Source organism: Sanguibacter gelidistatuariae, from assembly GCF_900096585.1.
Taxonomy (GTDB): Bacteria; Actinomycetota; Actinomycetes; order Actinomycetales; family Cellulomonadaceae; genus Sanguibacter; species Sanguibacter gelidistatuariae.
This window is the reverse complement of record NZ_FMYH01000006.1, coordinates 122,045-138,390: the sequence shown is the minus strand read 5'-3', so window position 1 is coordinate 138,390 and position 16,346 is coordinate 122,045. Positions and strand designations below refer to the sequence as shown.

Annotated in this window: 15 protein-coding genes; 10 read left to right on the top strand and 5 right to left on the bottom strand. The window is 68.9% G+C overall.

Going from position 1 to position 16,346, the window contains the following annotated elements; translation table 11 throughout:
• Positions 1-11: 11 nt before the first annotated feature.
• Positions 12-2,954, top strand: a complete 2,943-nt coding sequence (gene uvrA / locus BLQ50_RS13655) for an excinuclease ABC subunit UvrA (RefSeq protein ID WP_093184635.1) — start codon at positions 12-14, stop codon at positions 2,952-2,954.
• A 40-nt stretch (positions 2,955-2,994) separates the two neighbouring features.
• Here the strand turns inward: uvrA and BLQ50_RS13650 are convergent, their stop codons facing one another.
• The 3 genes from BLQ50_RS13650 to BLQ50_RS13645 all read right to left on the bottom strand — a co-directional run bounded on the left by BLQ50_RS13650 (position 2,995) and on the right by BLQ50_RS13645 (position 5,178).
• Positions 2,995-3,642: a hypothetical protein gene (locus BLQ50_RS13650; protein ID WP_093184632.1), complete on the bottom strand. Its 648-nt coding sequence runs from the start codon at positions 3,640-3,642 to the stop codon at positions 2,995-2,997.
• Between the two features lie 257 nt (positions 3,643-3,899).
• Positions 3,900-4,532, bottom strand: coding sequence for a DUF6318 family protein (locus BLQ50_RS18390; protein ID WP_281181326.1), 633 nt, complete (start codon positions 4,530-4,532; stop codon positions 3,900-3,902).
• A gap of 133 nt (positions 4,533-4,665) precedes the next feature.
• Positions 4,666-5,178: an OsmC family protein gene (locus BLQ50_RS13645; RefSeq protein ID WP_093184630.1), complete on the bottom strand. Its 513-nt coding sequence runs from the start codon at positions 5,176-5,178 to the stop codon at positions 4,666-4,668.
• A gap of 111 nt (positions 5,179-5,289) precedes the next feature.
• Between BLQ50_RS13645 and uvrC the strand changes: the two genes are divergently transcribed.
• The 9 genes from uvrC to BLQ50_RS13600 all read left to right on the top strand — a co-directional run bounded on the left by uvrC (position 5,290) and on the right by BLQ50_RS13600 (position 14,554).
• Positions 5,290-7,350 (top strand): excinuclease ABC subunit UvrC, encoded by a 2,061-nt coding sequence (gene uvrC, locus BLQ50_RS13640; RefSeq protein WP_093184627.1) that lies wholly within the window; start codon positions 5,290-5,292, stop codon positions 7,348-7,350.
• Positions 7,351-7,408: 58 nt separating this feature from the next.
• Positions 7,409-8,347 (top strand): RNase adapter RapZ, encoded by a 939-nt coding sequence (gene rapZ, locus BLQ50_RS13635; protein ID WP_093184625.1) that lies wholly within the window; start codon positions 7,409-7,411, stop codon positions 8,345-8,347.
• Positions 8,344-9,315, top strand: coding sequence for a gluconeogenesis factor YvcK family protein (locus BLQ50_RS13630; RefSeq protein ID WP_093184622.1), 972 nt, complete (start codon positions 8,344-8,346; stop codon positions 9,313-9,315). The genes rapZ and BLQ50_RS13630 overlap by 4 nt, the downstream gene beginning before the upstream one ends.
• 54 nt (positions 9,316-9,369) lie before the next feature.
• Complete coding sequence (gene whiA, locus BLQ50_RS13625; RefSeq protein WP_093184620.1) at positions 9,370-10,350, top strand: DNA-binding protein WhiA; 981 nt, start codon at positions 9,370-9,372, stop codon at positions 10,348-10,350.
• A gap of 231 nt (positions 10,351-10,581) precedes the next feature.
• A complete protein-coding gene (gene gap, locus BLQ50_RS13620; protein ID WP_093184617.1) occupies positions 10,582-11,586 on the top strand; it encodes a type I glyceraldehyde-3-phosphate dehydrogenase in 1,005 nt (334 codons plus the stop codon).
• A gap of 128 nt (positions 11,587-11,714) precedes the next feature.
• Positions 11,715-12,914, top strand: a complete 1,200-nt coding sequence (locus tag BLQ50_RS13615) for a phosphoglycerate kinase (RefSeq protein ID WP_093184615.1) — start codon at positions 11,715-11,717, stop codon at positions 12,912-12,914.
• Positions 12,915-12,969: 55 nt separating this feature from the next.
• A complete protein-coding gene (gene tpiA / locus BLQ50_RS13610; RefSeq protein ID WP_093184611.1) occupies positions 12,970-13,752 on the top strand; it encodes a triose-phosphate isomerase in 783 nt (260 codons plus the stop codon).
• 184 nt (positions 13,753-13,936) lie between these two features.
• Positions 13,937-14,179, top strand: a complete 243-nt coding sequence (gene secG, locus BLQ50_RS13605) for a preprotein translocase subunit SecG (protein ID WP_093184608.1) — start codon at positions 13,937-13,939, stop codon at positions 14,177-14,179.
• Between the two features lie 27 nt (positions 14,180-14,206).
• On the top strand, positions 14,207-14,554 hold the full coding sequence (locus BLQ50_RS13600) for an RNA polymerase-binding protein RbpA (protein ID WP_093184606.1): 348 nt from the start codon (positions 14,207-14,209) through the stop codon (positions 14,552-14,554).
• A gap of 93 nt (positions 14,555-14,647) precedes the next feature.
• On the opposite strand, the gene pgl is transcribed toward BLQ50_RS13600, so the two are convergent.
• The gene (gene pgl, locus BLQ50_RS13595) at positions 14,648-15,391 is read right to left on the bottom strand and encodes a 6-phosphogluconolactonase (RefSeq protein WP_093184603.1); all 744 of its coding nucleotides are present in this window, start codon (positions 15,389-15,391) and stop codon (positions 14,648-14,650) included.
• Positions 15,388-16,311 (bottom strand): glucose-6-phosphate dehydrogenase assembly protein OpcA, encoded by a 924-nt coding sequence (locus BLQ50_RS13590; protein WP_093184602.1) that lies wholly within the window; start codon positions 16,309-16,311, stop codon positions 15,388-15,390. The genes pgl and BLQ50_RS13590 overlap by 4 nt, the downstream gene beginning before the upstream one ends.
• Positions 16,312-16,346 lie beyond the last annotated feature (35 nt).

Sequence of the window (16,346 nt, the reverse complement as noted above, 5' to 3'; positions counted from 1 at the left end):
ACGATGGGGAGGTGAGTGACCGCCTCGTCGTCCAAGGTGCCCGTGAGCACAACCTCCGTAACGTCGATCTTGACCTCCCCAGGGACAAGCTCATCGTCTTCACTGGCCTGTCCGGCTCAGGGAAGTCGTCCCTGGCGTTCGACACGATCTTCGCCGAGGGGCAACGCCGCTACGTCGAGTCGCTGTCCGCCTACGCGCGCCAGTTCCTCGGCCAGATGGACAAGCCCGACGTCGACTTCATCGAAGGCCTGTCCCCGGCCGTCTCGATCGACCAGAAGTCGACGAACCGGAACCCTCGGTCCACGGTCGGCACGATCACCGAGGTCTACGACTACCTGCGCCTGCTCTTCGCCCGCGCGGGCACGCAGTACTGCCCCGTCTGCGGGGAGCGGGTCACCGCACAGACCCCCCAGCAGATCGTCGACCGGCTGCTCGAGCTGCCCGAGGGCACCCGCTATCAGGTGCTGGCCCCCGTCGTCCGCGGCCGCAAGGGGGAGTACGCCGACCTCTTCAAGGAGCTCCAGGCGAAGGGCTTCGCGCGCGCCCGGGTCGACGGCGAGGTGGTCCAGCTCACCGAGCCGCCCGCCCTCGAGAAGAAGCTCAAGCACACGATCGAGGTGGTCATCGATCGCCTCGTCGCCCGCGAGGGCGTCCAGCGGCGCCTGACCGACTCGGTCGAGACCGCACTCGGCCTCGCCGGCGGCCTCGTCGTCGTCGAGCTCGTCGATGCCGACGCGTCAGACCCGCTGCGCGAGCGCCGGTTCTCCGAGCACCGCGCGTGCCCCAACGACCACGTGCTCACCCTCGACGAGATCGAGCCCCGCACCTTCTCCTTCAACGCGCCCTACGGTGCGTGCCCGGAGTGTACCGGCATCGGTCAGCGCCTCGAGGTCGACCCCGAGCTGGTGGTCCCCGACGAGGAGCGCACGCTCGCCGAGGGCGCCGTCGCACCGTGGGCGCAGATCTCCTCGGAGTACTTCGTCCGGGTGCTCTCCGCGCTCGCCTCCGACCTCGGCTTCTCGATGGACACCCCGTGGCGCGCGCTGCCCGAGCGCGCCCGCCACGCAGTCCTCTTCGGCGAAGACCACGAGGTCCAGGTCAAGTACCGCAACCGGTGGGGACGCGAGCGGCAGTACTCGACCGGCTTCGAAGGCGTCATGACCTTCCTCGAGCGCCGCCACTCCGAGACCGAGTCGGAATGGTCGAAGGAGAAGTACGAGGCCTACATGCGTGAGGTCCCGTGCCCCGTCTGCCAGGGGACGCGGCTCAAGCCCGAGGTCCTCGCGGTCCGCGTCGGCGGCAAGTCCATCGCGCAGGTGTGCGAGATGCCGCTGCGCGAGTGCCGCGACTTCCTCAACAACCTCGACCTCGGCGTGCGCGAGCGCGCCATCGCGGTGCAGGTGCTCAAGGAGATCCAGGACCGTCTGGGCTTCCTGCTCGACGTCGGGCTCGACTACCTCTCCCTCATGCGACCGGCCGGCACGCTGTCCGGAGGCGAGGCGCAGCGCATCCGGCTGGCCACGCAGATCGGCTCGGGTCTGGTCGGGGTGCTCTACGTGCTCGACGAGCCGAGCATCGGCCTGCACCAGCGCGACAACCACCGTCTCATCGGGACTCTCACCCGGCTGCGGGACCTCGGGAACACGCTGATCGTCGTCGAGCACGACGAGGACACGATCCGGGCGGCCGACTGGATCGTCGACATCGGTCCCGGTGCCGGGGAGCACGGCGGTCACGTGGTGCACTCCGGCGACTACGCCGGGCTGCTCGAGGCCAAGGACTCGGTCACCGGTGCGTACCTGTCCGGACGGCGGTCGATCCCCATGCCCGCCGAGCGTCGCGCGATCGACCGTTCCCGCGAGCTCACCGTGGTCGGTGCGCGCGAGCACAACCTCACCGGGATCGACGTCTCGTTCCCGCTGGGCGTGCTCACTGCGATCACCGGAGTGTCTGGGTCGGGCAAGTCCACCCTCGTCAACTCGATCCTCTACACCGTGCTGGCCAACGAGCTCAACGGGGCGCGTCAGGTCGCCGGACGGCACAAACGTGTCACCGGGCTCGAGCACCTCGACAAGGTCGTCCACGTCGACCAGGGGCCGATCGGGCGGACGCCACGGTCCAACCCCGCGACGTACACCGGGGTCTGGGACCACGTGCGCAAGCTCTTCGCCGAGACGACCGAGGCCAAGGTCCGCGGCTACCTGCCCGGCAGGTTCTCCTTCAACGTCAAGGGCGGCCGCTGCGAGTCCTGCTCGGGCGACGGCACGATCAAGATCGAGATGAACTTCCTGCCCGACGTCTACGTGCCGTGCGAGGTGTGCCACGGGGCGCGGTACAACCGCGAGACGCTCGAGGTGCACTTCAAGGGCAAGACCGTCGCCGACGTGCTCAACATGCCGATCGAGGAGGCATCGGAGTTCTTCGCCGCGGTTCCGGCGATCTCCCGGCACCTCAAGACCCTGGTCGACGTCGGCCTCGGTTACGTCCGCCTGGGGCAGCCAGCCCCGACGCTGTCGGGTGGTGAGGCGCAGCGTGTGAAGCTCGCGAGCGAACTTCAGAAGCGGTCGACCGGGCGCACCATCTACGTGCTCGACGAGCCGACGACCGGCCTGCACTTCGAGGACATCCGCAAGCTGCTCGCGGTGCTGCAGACGCTTGTCGACAAGGGCAACTCGGTTCTGGTCATCGAGCACAACCTCGATGTCATCAAGAATGCCGACTGGGTCATCGACATGGGCCCCGAGGGCGGGTCCGGCGGCGGGTTGGTGGTCGCCGAGGGGACCCCAGAGCACATCTCGACAGTCGAGGCGAGCCACACGGGGCGGTTCCTCGGCCCCGTGCTCGCAGGCCACACCCCCGTCGGGGTGGCCAAGCCCCGAAAGGTCGCGGCGACGGCGACGAAGGCCGCACCGAAGAAGCCGGCGAGCCGGTCACGGGCCAAGCTCAAGGAGTGAGTGCTCGGCTGGGCCGTGCTGCATGGCTGGACCGTTCTGCTCAGCTGATCGGGTCTTCGACGAGGTGGGTGCGGAGCTCTTTGACGGTGAGGGGTGGTGCGGTGCTGATGGTTGCGGCGGTACCGGTGATGGGTGTGTAGGTCGCGCCGCTATCGAGGGAGTATTCCCCGGTCCAGGTGGTCGTCATGGTGACGGTGTACTGGCCGGCCCGGGTGTAGGCGTACGCGACGGTGTGGTTGGGCCAAGGCTGACCGGGGTCGGTCGTGGTGGTCGGGGTGGAGCCGTCGGCCCAGTCCCAGACGAAGTCGTGGGGTGTGGCGCGGACTGTGACCGGCTGGCCGAGCAGGGTCGTGGTGATGACCTGGGGCTGGGCGTCGGTATAGACGACGGCAATCATGTTGACCGGGACCCAGCCCTGGGTGGGTCCGACGACGATGGCTGAGGGCGTGAGCCGCAGGGTGCGGAAGTCCGCCTGGGTGACGACGAGAGGGGCCGTACCTGGGGCGCGGTTGCAGACCAGAACCGAATTCAGTTCCGGTTCGGAGTAGGTGCCGTCTGCCTGGAGGGTCTGGATGACTGTCGGGTTGACTGTGAAGCCGAGGTCGGGGTCGCATGTCTGCAGGTCAAGGCCGGCCTGTCCCACGCAGGCGGCTGCAATGTTGGCAGTCTCGTAGATAGTCGTCGGCACGCAGACGTTGGTGCTCGTGATGAGGGTGGGTTGGGGTGAAGCAGGGATCGCTCCCTTGGCCGGTCCACCGCAGCCTCGACCAGTCGCGGTCGCTGTCAGGTCCCAGGCGCTGTCACCTGCAGCCGCACCGAGGTCTCTCGTTGGGCCTTGAGCGCATCGGTTCGCTCCAGGACCAATGTCGGCGCTCAGTGAGGATGGTGCTGTTGCCTGGAGAAGTGCCGCCGCGGCGATTGTGATGAGAAGTCGAAGCGCCGCATTCATGAGATCGGCACGATTCCGGGTTTTGCCGCTCGCGTAAGCCAACCGTGACCCGGGATATGTTCAACGGCTACTGCGAAATCGAGGGCGTCTTCACCGTCCGATTCAAAGATCGTCGAACCATCGGCACCGACAGCTATGAACGGGTCTCTGTCGACGCGTCCCCATACCGTGTAGAACGCGTCTGCGGCTGGGACGTCTACCCGGTACACGTGAAGGACTGATGCGCCACCTTCGGTGCGCGTCCCTGCAGTAATATCCGCGTTCACATCATCAATCACGCCGCTGCAGAAGACACTCGCCGGATCGCAGAAGTTGGTGAACTCCACGAGGTCCTGGCTCTGGACCGCGTACCCGTACAGCTCCACGAAGTACTCAGCCGCGGCGCGTGCCCCAGCTTCGTCGTCGTTGGCCATCGCGGCTGGCTTCACCGGGGGAGTCGATGCTGCCGTGCCGGTGGGGCGCGGCGTGGGGTCCGTCGTCGGCTCCGGGGCGGACGGTGACGTCGTCGGCCCGTGTGAAGGGGTGGCCGCCGGGCCAGCCGAGGATCCGTCCGTGCAGCCCCCGAGAACCAGCGCACCGCCAACGGTCACGACCGCCCAGCGGCGGCGCCTCGACCCTCGAAAAGTCATGCACCCGACACTACGTCCGACCCGGGTACTTCGGCACGTTTTAGCAGGACCTGTGGACAACCCCGCCAGCGACCTCGCTGAGTGCGCTCGAATGGCTGCCCAAATCGGACAGAGGGCAACCGTTTGACCGCACTCAGCGGAAGGGGTGACCGGCGTGGGCGGCGGCCACGGCGGGACGCACCGCTGGGATGATGCGGACCGGGAAGTTGACCGACCGGGAGATGAAGCAGTGCGCGTGCGCGCGCTCGTGCAGCTCCGCGATCCGGGCGTCGCGGTCCGGCGCGTCGTCGTCGTCGATTATGACGCGGGGTCGCAACTCGATCTCGGTGAACTGGCCAGCTCCGGCGGACTCGACCCGCATGGTGCCCACCGCGGTGTCGGTGTACGACCGGACCACGACCCCGGCCACGGCGGCCATGTGCAAGAACCACAGCATGTGGCACTGGGAGAGGCTCGCGACAAAGAGCTCCTCCGGGTTGTGCCGCGCAGGGTCGCCCCGGAACGCAGGGTCGGCGCTCGCCAAGATATCCGGCTTGCCCTCTGCGCCGACGAGGTGATCTCGGGAATAGCTGGTGTAGGAGGCGGTCCCTTCGGTGCCCGCGCCGGTCCAGGTGATGGCTGTCGTGTACGAGTGAAAGGCGCCCATGCCCCACACCGTAGCCGCAAGCCTAAGAATGTGACACCCATCACGTCTGCGCGTGTCGCCCGCGGCGATACCCGCACGAGGACTGTCAGACGTCTGAACTAGGCTCGAAGCATGGCTGACCCAGCAACGTACCGACCCGCCCCGGGGGAGATCCCAACCACCCCGGGTGTCTACCGTTTCCGTGACGAGCACGGCCGGGTCATCTACGTGGGCAAGGCGAAGAACCTGCGCGCCCGGCTCGCCAACTACTTCCAAGACCTGGCCTCGCTGCACCCGCGCACCCAGTCGATGGTCACGACCGCATGCTCCGTGGAGTGGACCGTCGTGAATACGGAGGTCGAGGCACTCGCTCTCGAATACTCCTGGATCAAGGAGTACGACCCGCGCTTCAACGTCAAGTACCGCGACGACAAGTCCTACCCCTACCTCGCGGTGACGATGGGCGAGTCGGTCCCGCGGGCGCAGGTGATGCGCGGCGCCAAACGAGCGGGCACCCGGTACTTCGGCCCGTTCCCGCACGCCTGGGCGATCCGGGAGACCCTCGACCTGCTCTTGCGGGTGTTCCCGATCCGCACGTGCTCGGCGGGGGTGTACCGCCGCGCCCAGCAGTCCGGGCGCCCCTGCCTGCTGGGCTACATCGACAAGTGCTCGGCCCCCTGCGTCGACCGGGTGAGCAAGGACGAGCACCGGGCCCTCGCGGAGGACTTCTGCGCCTTCATGGCCGGTGACACCGGCAAGTTCGTCCGCCGTCTCACCGACGAGATGACGATGGCCGCCCAGAACATGGAGTATGAGCAGGCCGCCCGGTTGCGCGACGACATCCAGGCGCTGCAGCGCGCGATGGAGAAGAACGCCGTCGTGCTCGACGACGGCACGGACGCGGACATCTTCGCCCTCGTCGGGGACGACCTCGAGGCCGCGGTCCAGGTGTTCCACGTCCGCGGCGGGCGGATCCGTGGCCAGCGCGGCTGGGTCGTGGAGAAGGTTGAGGACGTCACGGACGCGGACCTCGTCGAGCACCTGCTCCAGCAGGTCTACGGGACCGCCGACGAGAGCGCCGGGGGAGACCAGGCCGCCTCGCGCGACAGCGGACTCGTGCCACGGGAGGTGCTCGTCCCCATGCTGCCGACCCACACCGAAGAGATGTCGGCGTGGCTCTCCGGGCTGCGCGGAGCGAAGGTCGACGTGCGGGTTCCCCAGCGCGGGGACAAGCGTGAGCTTGCCGAGACCGTGCGCAAGAACGCCGAGCACGCCCTCGCCCTGCACCGCACCCGGCGGGCCGGGGACCTCACGACCCGCAGCCTCGCGCTGCGCGAGCTCCAGGAGGCGCTCGAACTCGACAGCGCACCTCTGCGGATCGAGTGCTACGACATCTCCACGACCCAGGGCACCTATCAGGCGGCCTCGATGGTCGTCTTCGAGGACGGCCTCCCGCGCAAGAGCGAGTACCGGACCTTCACGATCCGCGGCCCCGAGGGTGAGGGCGCCCGGGACGACACCGCGGCCATGTACGAGGTCATCACCCGGCGGTTCAAGCGGTACCTCACGGACCGCTCGGCCTCGGGGGAGCTTGAGCTCGAGTCGGTCGCCGTGCGCGTCTCCGGCGAGGTCGGTCCGGAGGTGGGGGAGGGTGAGGGCGCGCAGCGCCGCCGCTTCGCCTACCCGCCCAACCTCGTGGTGGTCGACGGCGGCCCGCCCCAGGTCGCCGCGGCCGCGCGCGCGCTGGCCGACCTGGGCATCGACGACGTCGCGCTGTGCGGCCTGGCCAAGCGCCTGGAGGAGGTCTGGATCCCGGCGGAGGAGTACCCCGTCATCCTGCAGCGGTCCTCCGAGGGCCTCTACCTGCTGCAACGCGTCCGCGACGAGGCCCACCGCTTCGCGATCAATGCCCACCGCTCCAAGCGCGGCAAGGGCATGACCGTCTCCCTGCTCGACGACGTCCCGGGCCTCGGACCGGCGCGCAAGGGCGCGCTGCTGCGCCACTTCGGGTCGCTCAAACGCCTGCGGGCCGCGTCCGTCGAGGAGATCGTCACGGTCCCCGGGATGGGGCAGCGCACCGCGGAGGCGGTCGTGGCGGCCCTAAGGCCGGTCGACGGGGAGGCCGCCGTGGCAGCAGCCTCCGGCAACCCGGCCGGCGATGCGAGCCAGGTCACCTCCGGCGTGGCGCCCTGATCGCGCCCTGTACCGTGCGATGCCACCCTGACCACGCGATGCCTGGCATGCTAGGCCCATGACTGACGAGGCAGCTCCGATGACCGTTCCGCAAGGTATCCCCGCCGTCGAAGCCGTGACCCACCCGCCCGAGCCTCCGACGAGCGAGGTCCTGATCATCACCGGCATGTCCGGCGCCGGCCGGTCCCGCGCCGCGATGGTGCTCGAGGACCTCGACTGGTACGTGGTCGACAACCTGCCGCCCAAGATGCTTGTCCCGCTCGTCGACATGATGACCCGTGCCGGGTCGTCGATCACCCGGGTCGGCGCCGTCGTCGACGTCCGCGGACGCGAGTTCTTCAATGACCTCAACGACGTGCTGACCCGGTTCAGCAAGCGGGGAATCCACTACCGAATCCTCTTCCTCGACGCCTCCGACGAGGTGCTCGTGCGCCGGTTCGAGCAGGTGCGCCGCCCGCACCCGCTCCAGGCTGATGGCCGGATCCTCGACGGGATCGAGACCGAGCGTCACCTGCTGGGGGCCATGCGCTCCCGCTCCGACGTGCTCATCGACACGTCGGACCTCAACGTCCACGACCTCGCCCGCGAGGTGCGCAAGTCCGTCGCCGAGGCGAGCCACGAGGCCCTGCGGATCAATGTCGTCTCCTTCGGCTTCAAGTACGGGATCCCGCTCGACGCCGACCACGTCGTCGACATGCGCTTCCTCGCCAACCCGTACTGGATCACCGAGCTGCGCCACCTCACCGGCCGCGACGCCCCGGTCCGGGACTTTGTCCTCGGGCTGCCCGGGGCGACCGAGTTCATCGACCGGTACGTCGCCGCCCTCGAACCCGTGCTGAGCGGCTACCTCAACGAGGAGAAGCGATACGTGACCATCGCGATCGGCTGCACGGGTGGCAAGCACCGCTCGGTCGCGGTGAGCGAGGCGATCGCCCAGCGGCTGCGCGACCTGGGCCACCCGGTCGCCGTGACCGCCCGGGACCTCGGGAAGGAATGAGCGTGGGGTCCCTCGACAACCCTTCCGTCGTCGCGCTCGGCGGTGGGCACGGGCTCTCGGCGAGCCTGTCGGCGCTGCGTCTCATGTCCGGCAAGCTCGCCGCCGTGGTCACGGTGGCCGACGACGGCGGCTCGTCCGGGAGGCTGCGGTCCGAGCTGGGCGTGCTCCCCCCGGGCGACCTGCGGATGGCACTGGCCGCCCTGTGCGACGACTCCGACTGGGGTCGCACCTGGCGTGACGTGCTCCAGCACCGGTTCATCTCCGACGGGCCGCTCGATCAGCATGCCGTCGGGAACCTCCTGATCGTCGCGCTCTGGGAGCAGCTCGGAGACTGCGTGGAAGGCCTCGACCTCGTGGGCAAGCTCCTCGGTGCGCGCGGACGGGTGCTGCCGATGTCCTCCGTGCCGCTCTCGATCGAGGCCGACCTCATCGTCGGGGGAGAGGTCCGCACGATCGTGGGACAGTCTGCAGTCGGCGCGACCGACGGTCGGGTCGAGCGGATCCGCCTCATCCCGGCCGACCCGCCGGCCCACCCGGACGCGGTGGCCGCCGTCATGGAGGCCGACTGGATCGTCCTGGGACCCGGGTCGTGGTTCTCCTCGGTCATGCCCCACCTGCTGGTACCCGAGCTGGCCGAGGCCCTGCACACGACCGGCGGGCGGCGCTGCCTGACCCTCAACCTCGCCAGCGACACGAACGAGACCCATGGCATGACCGTCGTCGAGCACATCCGGGCCCTCTACGAGCACGCGCCGGGCCTGCGCATCGACGCTGTCCTGGCCGACCCGTCCGCGGTCGACGACCCGGAACTGCTGATCGCCGAGGTCGAGCGGATGGGCGCGCGGCTCATCATGCGGCAGGTGCGCCGCAGCGACGGGACAGCCCGTCACGACCCGCTGCGGCTGGCGGCCGCCTATCGGGACGTGTTCGACAACTTCCTCGGTGACGTCGGCACGCTCAGCACCTGAGGCCATTCGCCGAGGGAGGTGATCGGCCACCTGGAACGATGGCAGGATTGCCTCATGGCGCTCACGGCTCAGGTGAAAGATGAACTAGCCCGACTTCCCATCGACAAGACCTCGTGCCGCAAGGCCGAGGTCTCGGCGATGCTGCGGTTCGCCGGGGGCCTGCACATCGTCTCCGGCCGGATCGTCATCGAGGCGGAGCTCGACACGGCGATCGCCGCGCGGCGGCTGCGGCAGGCGATCTCGGAGGTCTACGGGCACACGAGCGAGATCATCGTCGTCTCGGCCGGTGGTATCCGCCGAGGCAGCCGCTACGTCATCCGCGTGGCCAAGGACGGTGAGTCGCTGGCCCGCCAGACCGGCCTCCTGGACAGCCGCGGCCACCCCGTGCGCGGGCTGCCTCCCCAGGTCGTCTCGGCCGGCATCAGCGAGGCGGAGGCCGCCTGGCGCGGCGCCTTCCTCGCCCACGGCTCATTGACCGAGCCCGGACGGTCCTCTGCGCTCGAGGTCACCTGCCCCGGACCAGAGGCCGCCCTCGCCCTCGTGGGGGCCGCACGGCGGCTGGGGATCACCGCCAAGGCCCGCGAGGTGCGCGGCGTCGACCGGGTGGTCATCCGCGACGGCGAGGCGATCGGCACACTGCTCACCCGCCTCGGTGCGCTCGAGACCGTCAAGGTCTGGGAGGAGCGACGCCAGCGCCGAGAGGTCCGCGGGACCGCGAACCGGCTCGCGAACTTCGACGACGCCAACCTGCGCCGCTCGGCCCGCGCCGCGGTCGCGGCCGGCGCCCGCGTCGAGCGGGCCTTCGAGATCCTCGGGGTCGACCTCCCCGAGCACCTGCGCCAGGCCGGTGAGCTGCGCCTGGCGCACAAGCAGGCATCCCTCGAGGAGCTGGGGCAGCTGGCCGACCCGCCGCTGACCAAGGACGCCGTCGCCGGTCGCATCCGGCGGCTGCTGGCCACCGCGGACAAGCGCGCGGAGGAGCTTGGCATCCCGGACACCGAGGCGGGGCTCAGCCCCGACCTGCTCGATCTCTAGAGCGCCGACTCCAGCGCACACCGGGTGCTCGGGGCGCCGAGCCGTCTCACAGGACGATAGTCCTCACAAAACCCGCCCCGGGGGTATAGGCTCAAGTCGTTGAGTACACGCGGCGCCAAGTAGGACGTATGGTGGCGCGCGGGCTCGGCACACTCACCAACGTACGCTGACGTGCGTGACGTTCGTCAACAACCGTGCGTCGGTTCGTCCGGCGCGCCCGAGGAGGGCATAGTGACCATCCGCGTCGGAATCAACGGCTTCGGTCGTATTGGACGTAACTTCTTCCGCGCAATTCTTGCGTCTGGAGCAGACATCGAGATCGTCGGTGTCAACGACCTCACGGACAACAAGACTCTCGCGCACCTGCTGAAGTACGACTCTGTTCTGGGTCGTCTCGCAGCTGACGTGAGCTACGACGACGATTCCATCACCGTCAACGGCAAGAAGATCAAGGCTCTCGCAGAGCGCAACCCGGCAGACCTGCCCTGGGGCGCACTGGGTGCTGACATCGTCATCGAGTCGACCGGTTTCTTCACTGACGCCACGAAGGCGAAGGCTCACATCGAGGCCGGCGCCAAGAAGGTCATCATCTCCGCACCCGCGAAGAACGAAGACGGCACCTTCGTCATCGGCGTGAACGAGGGCGACTACGACCCCGCGACGATGCACATCATCTCCAACGCTTCGTGCACCACGAACTGCCTCGCCCCGATGGCAAAGGTCCTCGACGAGGCCTTCGGCATCGAGCGCGGTCTCATGACCACGATCCACGCGTACACCGGTGACCAGAACCTGCAGGACGGTCCTCACTCCGACCTCCGCCGCGCCCGCGCAGCAGCGATCAACATCGTCCCGACCTCGACCGGTGCGGCCAAGGCCGTGGCGCTCGTTCTCCCGCAGCTCAAGGGCAAGCTCGACGGCTACGCGCTCCGCGTCCCCGTGCCCACCGGCTCCGCGACGGACCTCACCTTCACGGCCGCCAAGCCGGTCACGGTCGAGTCCGTCAACGCCGCGATCAAGGCTGCAGCCGAGGGCCCCCTCAAGGGCATCCTCGTCTACACCGAAGACCCGATCGTCTCCTCCGACATCGTGACGGACCCGGCCTCGAGCATCTTCGACGCCGGCCTCACCAAGGTCATCGGCGACCAGGTCAAGGTCGTCTCCTGGTACGACAACGAGTGGGGCTACTCCAACCGTCTCGTGGACCTCACCGTCCTCGTCGGCGAGAAGCTCTGATCCTCGCGCAGCGATGATCTTCGGGTAGCAACCCGTAGTTGATGAAGCGTCCGCGTGAGTGATGAGCCAATAGGCAGTCGTCACTCACGCGGACGTTCGCATGTCCGCCCCCTGAGCTTGGAGTATTCATGAAGACGATCGAGGATCTCGGCGACCTGCGCGGCAAGCGCGTGCTCGTCCGCTCTGACTTCAACGTGCCGCTCGATGGCACGACCATCACCGACGACGGCCGCATCCGCGCCGCCCTCCCCACCCTCACGTCCCTGGTCGACGCCGGCGCGAAGGTCATCGTGACCGCGCACCTGGGCCGTCCCAAGGGCGCACCCGAGGACAAGTACTCGCTCGCTCCCGTGGCCGCGCGCCTCGGTGAGCTGCTCGGTGCACCGGTGACGCTGGCCAAGGACACCGTCGGAGAGTCCGCCAAGGCAACCGTTGCAGCGCTCAAGGACGGCGAGGTCGCCCTGCTCGAGAACATCCGCTTCGACCCGCGCGAGACGTCCAAGGACGAGGCCGAGCGCGCAAGCCTGGCCGCCGACCTGGCAGAGCTGGCTGACGCCTATGTGTCCGACGGCTTCGGTGTTGTGCACCGCAAGCAGGCCTCGGTCTACGACATCGCGCTCAAGCTCCCCTCCGCGGTGGGCTCGCTCGTCCTCAAGGAGGTCGAGTCGCTCAAGAAGGCCACCGAGAACCCGGCGCGTCCCTACGTCGTCGTCCTCGGCGGCTCGAAGGTCTCCGACAAGCTCGGCGTCATCGCGAACCTCATCACGAAGGCCGACCGCCTGCTGATCGGCGGCGGGATGGTCTTCACCTTCCTCGCGGCCAAGGGCTACCCGGTCGGCAACTCCCTGCTCGAGGCCGACCAGATCGATACCGTCAAGGGTTACCTGGCCGACGCCGAGAAGGCCGGCGTGGAGATCGTCCTGCCGACCGACATCATCGTGGCCAGCGAGTTCAAGGCGGACTCGCCCGCCGAGGTCGTCGCTGCGGACGCTATCCCGGACGGAAAGATCGGCCTGGACATCGGCCCCGACTCCCAGAAGCTCTTCGCATCGAAGATCGTCGACGCCAAGACCGTGGTCTGGAACGGCCCGGCCGGCGTCTTCGAGTTCGAGGCGTTCTCCGGTGGCACCCGCGCCGTCGCGCAGGCGCTCGTCGACGCGACTGCCAACGGCGGGTTCTCGATCGTCGGCGGCGGCGACTCGGCCGCGGCCGTGCGCATCCTCGGCTTCGACGAGGCCGGCTTCAGCCACATCTCGACCGGTGGTGGCGCGAGCCTGGAGTTCCTCGAGGGCAAGTCGCTGCCCGGCATCGCCGTCCTCGACGCCTGACGTACGCACACCCGCACGCACCGACGCAGCACCGACGTAGAAGGTAGACATCACTATGGCTAGCTCCCGTACCCCGCTCATCGCGGGCAACTGGAAGATGAACAAGGACCACACCGAGGCGATCCAGCTGGCGCAGAAGCTCGCCTGGACCCTCAAGGACGCCAAGCACGACTTCTCGGCCGTCGAGGTCACCGTGCTCGTCCCGTTCACGGACCTGCGCAGCGTGCAGACCCTCGTCGACGCCGACAAGCTTGAGCTGAGCTACGGTGCCCAGGACGTGTCACAGCACGTCTCCGGTGCGTACACCGGCGAGATCTCCCCGGTGTTCCTGTCCAAGCTCGGCGTGAAGTACGTCGCGGTCGGTCACTCCGAGCGCCGCCAGTACCACAACGAGGACGACGCGCTCGTCAACGCCAAGTCCAAGGCGGCCCTCGCGCACGGCATCATCCCGATCATCTGCGTGGGCGAGGCCCTCGACATCCGCAAGGCCGGGGACCAGGTCTCCTACGCCCTCGCCCAGGTCGACGGCGCTCTCGCCGGCTTCTCGGCCGAGGACGCGGCCAAGGTCGTCATCGCCTACGAGCCCGTCTGGGCCATCGGCACCGGCGAGGTCGCCACCCCGCAGGACGCGCAGGAGGTTGCCGGAGCCATCCGCGTCCGCCTCGCGGAGCTGTACTCGGCCGACGTGGCCGACGCCGTCCGCGTGCTCTATGGCGGTTCGGTCAAGTCCTCCTCGATCGCCGAGCTCATGAAGGAGCAGGACGTCGACGGCGCCCTCGTCGGCGGGGCGAGCCTCGACCCCGAAGAGTTTGCGAAGATCGCCGGCTACCAGGGCTGATACACGATCCGGCGGCGTCGACGACGCCGTCGGGGTGCCGTGGCTCACCGAGACGACCGTCTCGGTGAGCCATGTGCGTCAGGCCCGCTCAAGTGGCTTATCCTTGACCCGACGCGGAGCGTGTCGTGCGTCACGGTCTGTCTCCGCGCGGATCACCCATCGATGAAGTAGAAAGAACGAGTCTGTGGACATCTTGCGTATCGCCCTGAACGTCATCCTCGTCCTGACGAGCGCTTTCCTGATCATGCTCATCCTGCTGCACAAGGGCAAGGGTGGCGGACTCTCGGACATGTTCGGTGGCGGCGCCTCGAGCGGCGTCGGCAGCTCCGGAGTCGCTGAGCGCAACCTCAACCGCATCACCATCGGCTTCGCCCTGGTCTGGTTCGTCTCGGTCGTGCTGCTGGGTCTCATCCAAAAGGTCTCGTGACCTTTCTCTTCTGCAGCGGGAGCTTCTGTGGCTGGTGGTAGTGCGATCCGCGGATCGCGAGTTGGCGCTGGACCGAGGGGCGAGGCCGAGCGTGGGAACACCGCGCCCCGGTTCTTCGTGTCGTACTACTGCGCGAACTCACATGAGACACGTCCGAGCTTCTCGATCGAGTCCGGTGCCCAGGCGCCTGAGCTCTGGGACTGCACCAGCTGCGGCTGCCCAGCGGGGCAGGACCAGCAGAATCCGCCGAGCACCCAACGCAACGTGCCGTACAAGACGCACCTCGCCTACGTGAAGGAACGTCGGACCGAAGAGGACGGCGAGGCGCTCCTCGCGGAGGCTCTCGCTACGTTGCGGGCCCGGCGCGGTCGCTGACGGAGACGTCGCCGACACAGAGGTACGCGAAAGGCCGGTCGACGCTGTCGACCGGCCTTTCGTATTCGGCTCAGGCGCCCCGAATCGGCGCGGTCAGCGGCTCGCGGCCGCCGAGTCCAGCAACCACAGCGTGAGCCGGGTGCCGGTCGCCGCGGCGGCGGGAGCGGTCGCCCGGTCGGCGCCGGCCAAGCCGGCCGACACGGCGTCGGCCTTCTCGGCTCCCGCGGCGATGATCCATACCTCGCTCGAGGCCTGGATCATCTCGAAGGTGAGGGAGACCCGCTCGGGCGGTGGCTTGGGGGAGCTGCGCACCCCGACCGTGGGTCGACCCGTGACGGTGCCAGCCGGGTGCCCGGGGAACAGCGACGCGACATGTGCGTCGGGGCCCATGCCCAGCAGCACGACGTCGAAGACTGGAGCAGCCGATCCCTCGGGGGCGAAGCGGGCGAGCTCGGCGGCGTACTGCTCGGCCGCCCAGTCGACGTCGTGCTCGCCGTCCGCCGCCGGCATCGGGTGCACGTTGCCCGCGGGGAGCCCGTCGAGGTGATCGAGCAGCGCGCCGCGGGCCTGGGTCTCGTTGCGGTCGGCGTCGCCGTCGGGCAGGTAGCGCTCGTCGCCCCACCACAGGTGGACGCCGGTCCAGTCGACCGCGTGGCGGACGGTGCTGTTCGCGACGGCGGCAAGGGTCTTGATGCCGACGGTGCCTCCGGTCAGCACGACGTGCACGGGGGACCGGACCGACTGCAGGTCGAGGATGCGTGTCAGGAGTCGGGCGGCGGCGGCCTCGGCGAGGACTTCGGCGTCGGGATGGACGACGACGAGGCGCTGGCCGGTCATTGCGACGCCTCCACGCGGGCCAGGCCCTTGGCCAGGACCTCCCCGTAGACCTCGTCCGGGTCGAGCCGGCGCAGCTCTTCGGAGAGGCACTCGCGCAGCTCGCGGACCGGCAGGGCGATGCGGTGGTCGGGCTGGCCGGGCTGGGAGAGGGTCGCGATCCGGCCGTCCGGGCGCACGAGGGCGATGTCCCCGGACTTGCGGCGCAGCACGACCTTGGTGATCGCGTTCGCTGCGTGGTTGCGCTCGATCGACACCGTGCACTTGAGCCGTTGCGCGATCCAGGCGGCGAGCAGGTCCACCGAGGGGTGGGCCAGGTCGCCCGCGACCACGGCCTCGGTCACGGACTCGTAGGGGGGCTGGTCGAGGGCCGCGGCAAGCAGCCCCCGCCACACGGTCACTCGGGTCCAGGCCAGGTCGATGTCTCCGGGCCGGTGGTTGCTGCGCAGGGTCTTGAGCGCCTCGAGGGGGTCCGCGCAGCGCATCGAGTCGGTGATGCGGATCTTGGCCATCTGGCCGATCAGGTCCGTCGACGGGCTGGCGGGGAACTCGCTCGGCCACCAGGCCACGATCGGTGCGTCGGGCAGCAGGAGCGCCATGATGAGCGTGTCGGGGTGCTCTGCGAGCACGGGCGAGGGACGCAGGACGATGACCTCGCTGGCCCCGGCGTCACCGCCGACGCGGATCTCCGCATCGAGCCGGTTGGTCACGGAGCCCTTCGCGGGGGCGATCACCAGGATGCGGCACGGGTGCTCGCGGCTGGCGTCGTTGGCGGCGTCGACAGACTCCTCGACGTCCGACTCGTCGGCGACGATGACGAGCGTGAGGACGCGGCCGAGGGCGACGGCGCCGCCCTCTTCGCGGATCTTGATGAGGCGTTTTGCCACGGCGCCGGCCGTGGTCTCAGGCATGGTGATGATCACGTGTGGTCGTCCCTCTCAGGGCAGTCGGGTCGGCT

What these genes read in the sequence shown, in the direction of transcription:
- BLQ50_RS18390 (WP_281181326.1), bottom strand. Translation starts at nt 4,532, where the DNA reads ATGACTTTTCGAGGGTCGAGGCGCCGCCGCTGGGCGGTCGTGACCGTT.
- BLQ50_RS13645 (WP_093184630.1), bottom strand. Translation starts at nt 5,178, where the DNA reads ATGGGCGCCTTTCACTCGTACACGACAGCCATCACCTGGACCGGCGCG.
- uvrC (WP_093184627.1), top strand. Translation starts at nt 5,290, where the DNA reads ATGGCTGACCCAGCAACGTACCGACCCGCCCCGGGGGAGATCCCAACC.
- rapZ (WP_093184625.1), top strand. Translation starts at nt 7,409, where the DNA reads ATGACTGACGAGGCAGCTCCGATGACCGTTCCGCAAGGTATCCCCGCC.
- BLQ50_RS13630 (WP_093184622.1), top strand. Translation starts at nt 8,344, where the DNA reads ATGAGCGTGGGGTCCCTCGACAACCCTTCCGTCGTCGCGCTCGGCGGT.
- whiA (WP_093184620.1), top strand. Translation starts at nt 9,370, where the DNA reads ATGGCGCTCACGGCTCAGGTGAAAGATGAACTAGCCCGACTTCCCATC.
- BLQ50_RS13615 (WP_093184615.1), top strand. Translation starts at nt 11,715, where the DNA reads ATGAAGACGATCGAGGATCTCGGCGACCTGCGCGGCAAGCGCGTGCTC.
- tpiA (WP_093184611.1), top strand. Translation starts at nt 12,970, where the DNA reads ATGGCTAGCTCCCGTACCCCGCTCATCGCGGGCAACTGGAAGATGAAC.
- pgl (WP_093184603.1), bottom strand. Translation starts at nt 15,391, where the DNA reads ATGACCGGCCAGCGCCTCGTCGTCGTCCATCCCGACGCCGAAGTCCTC.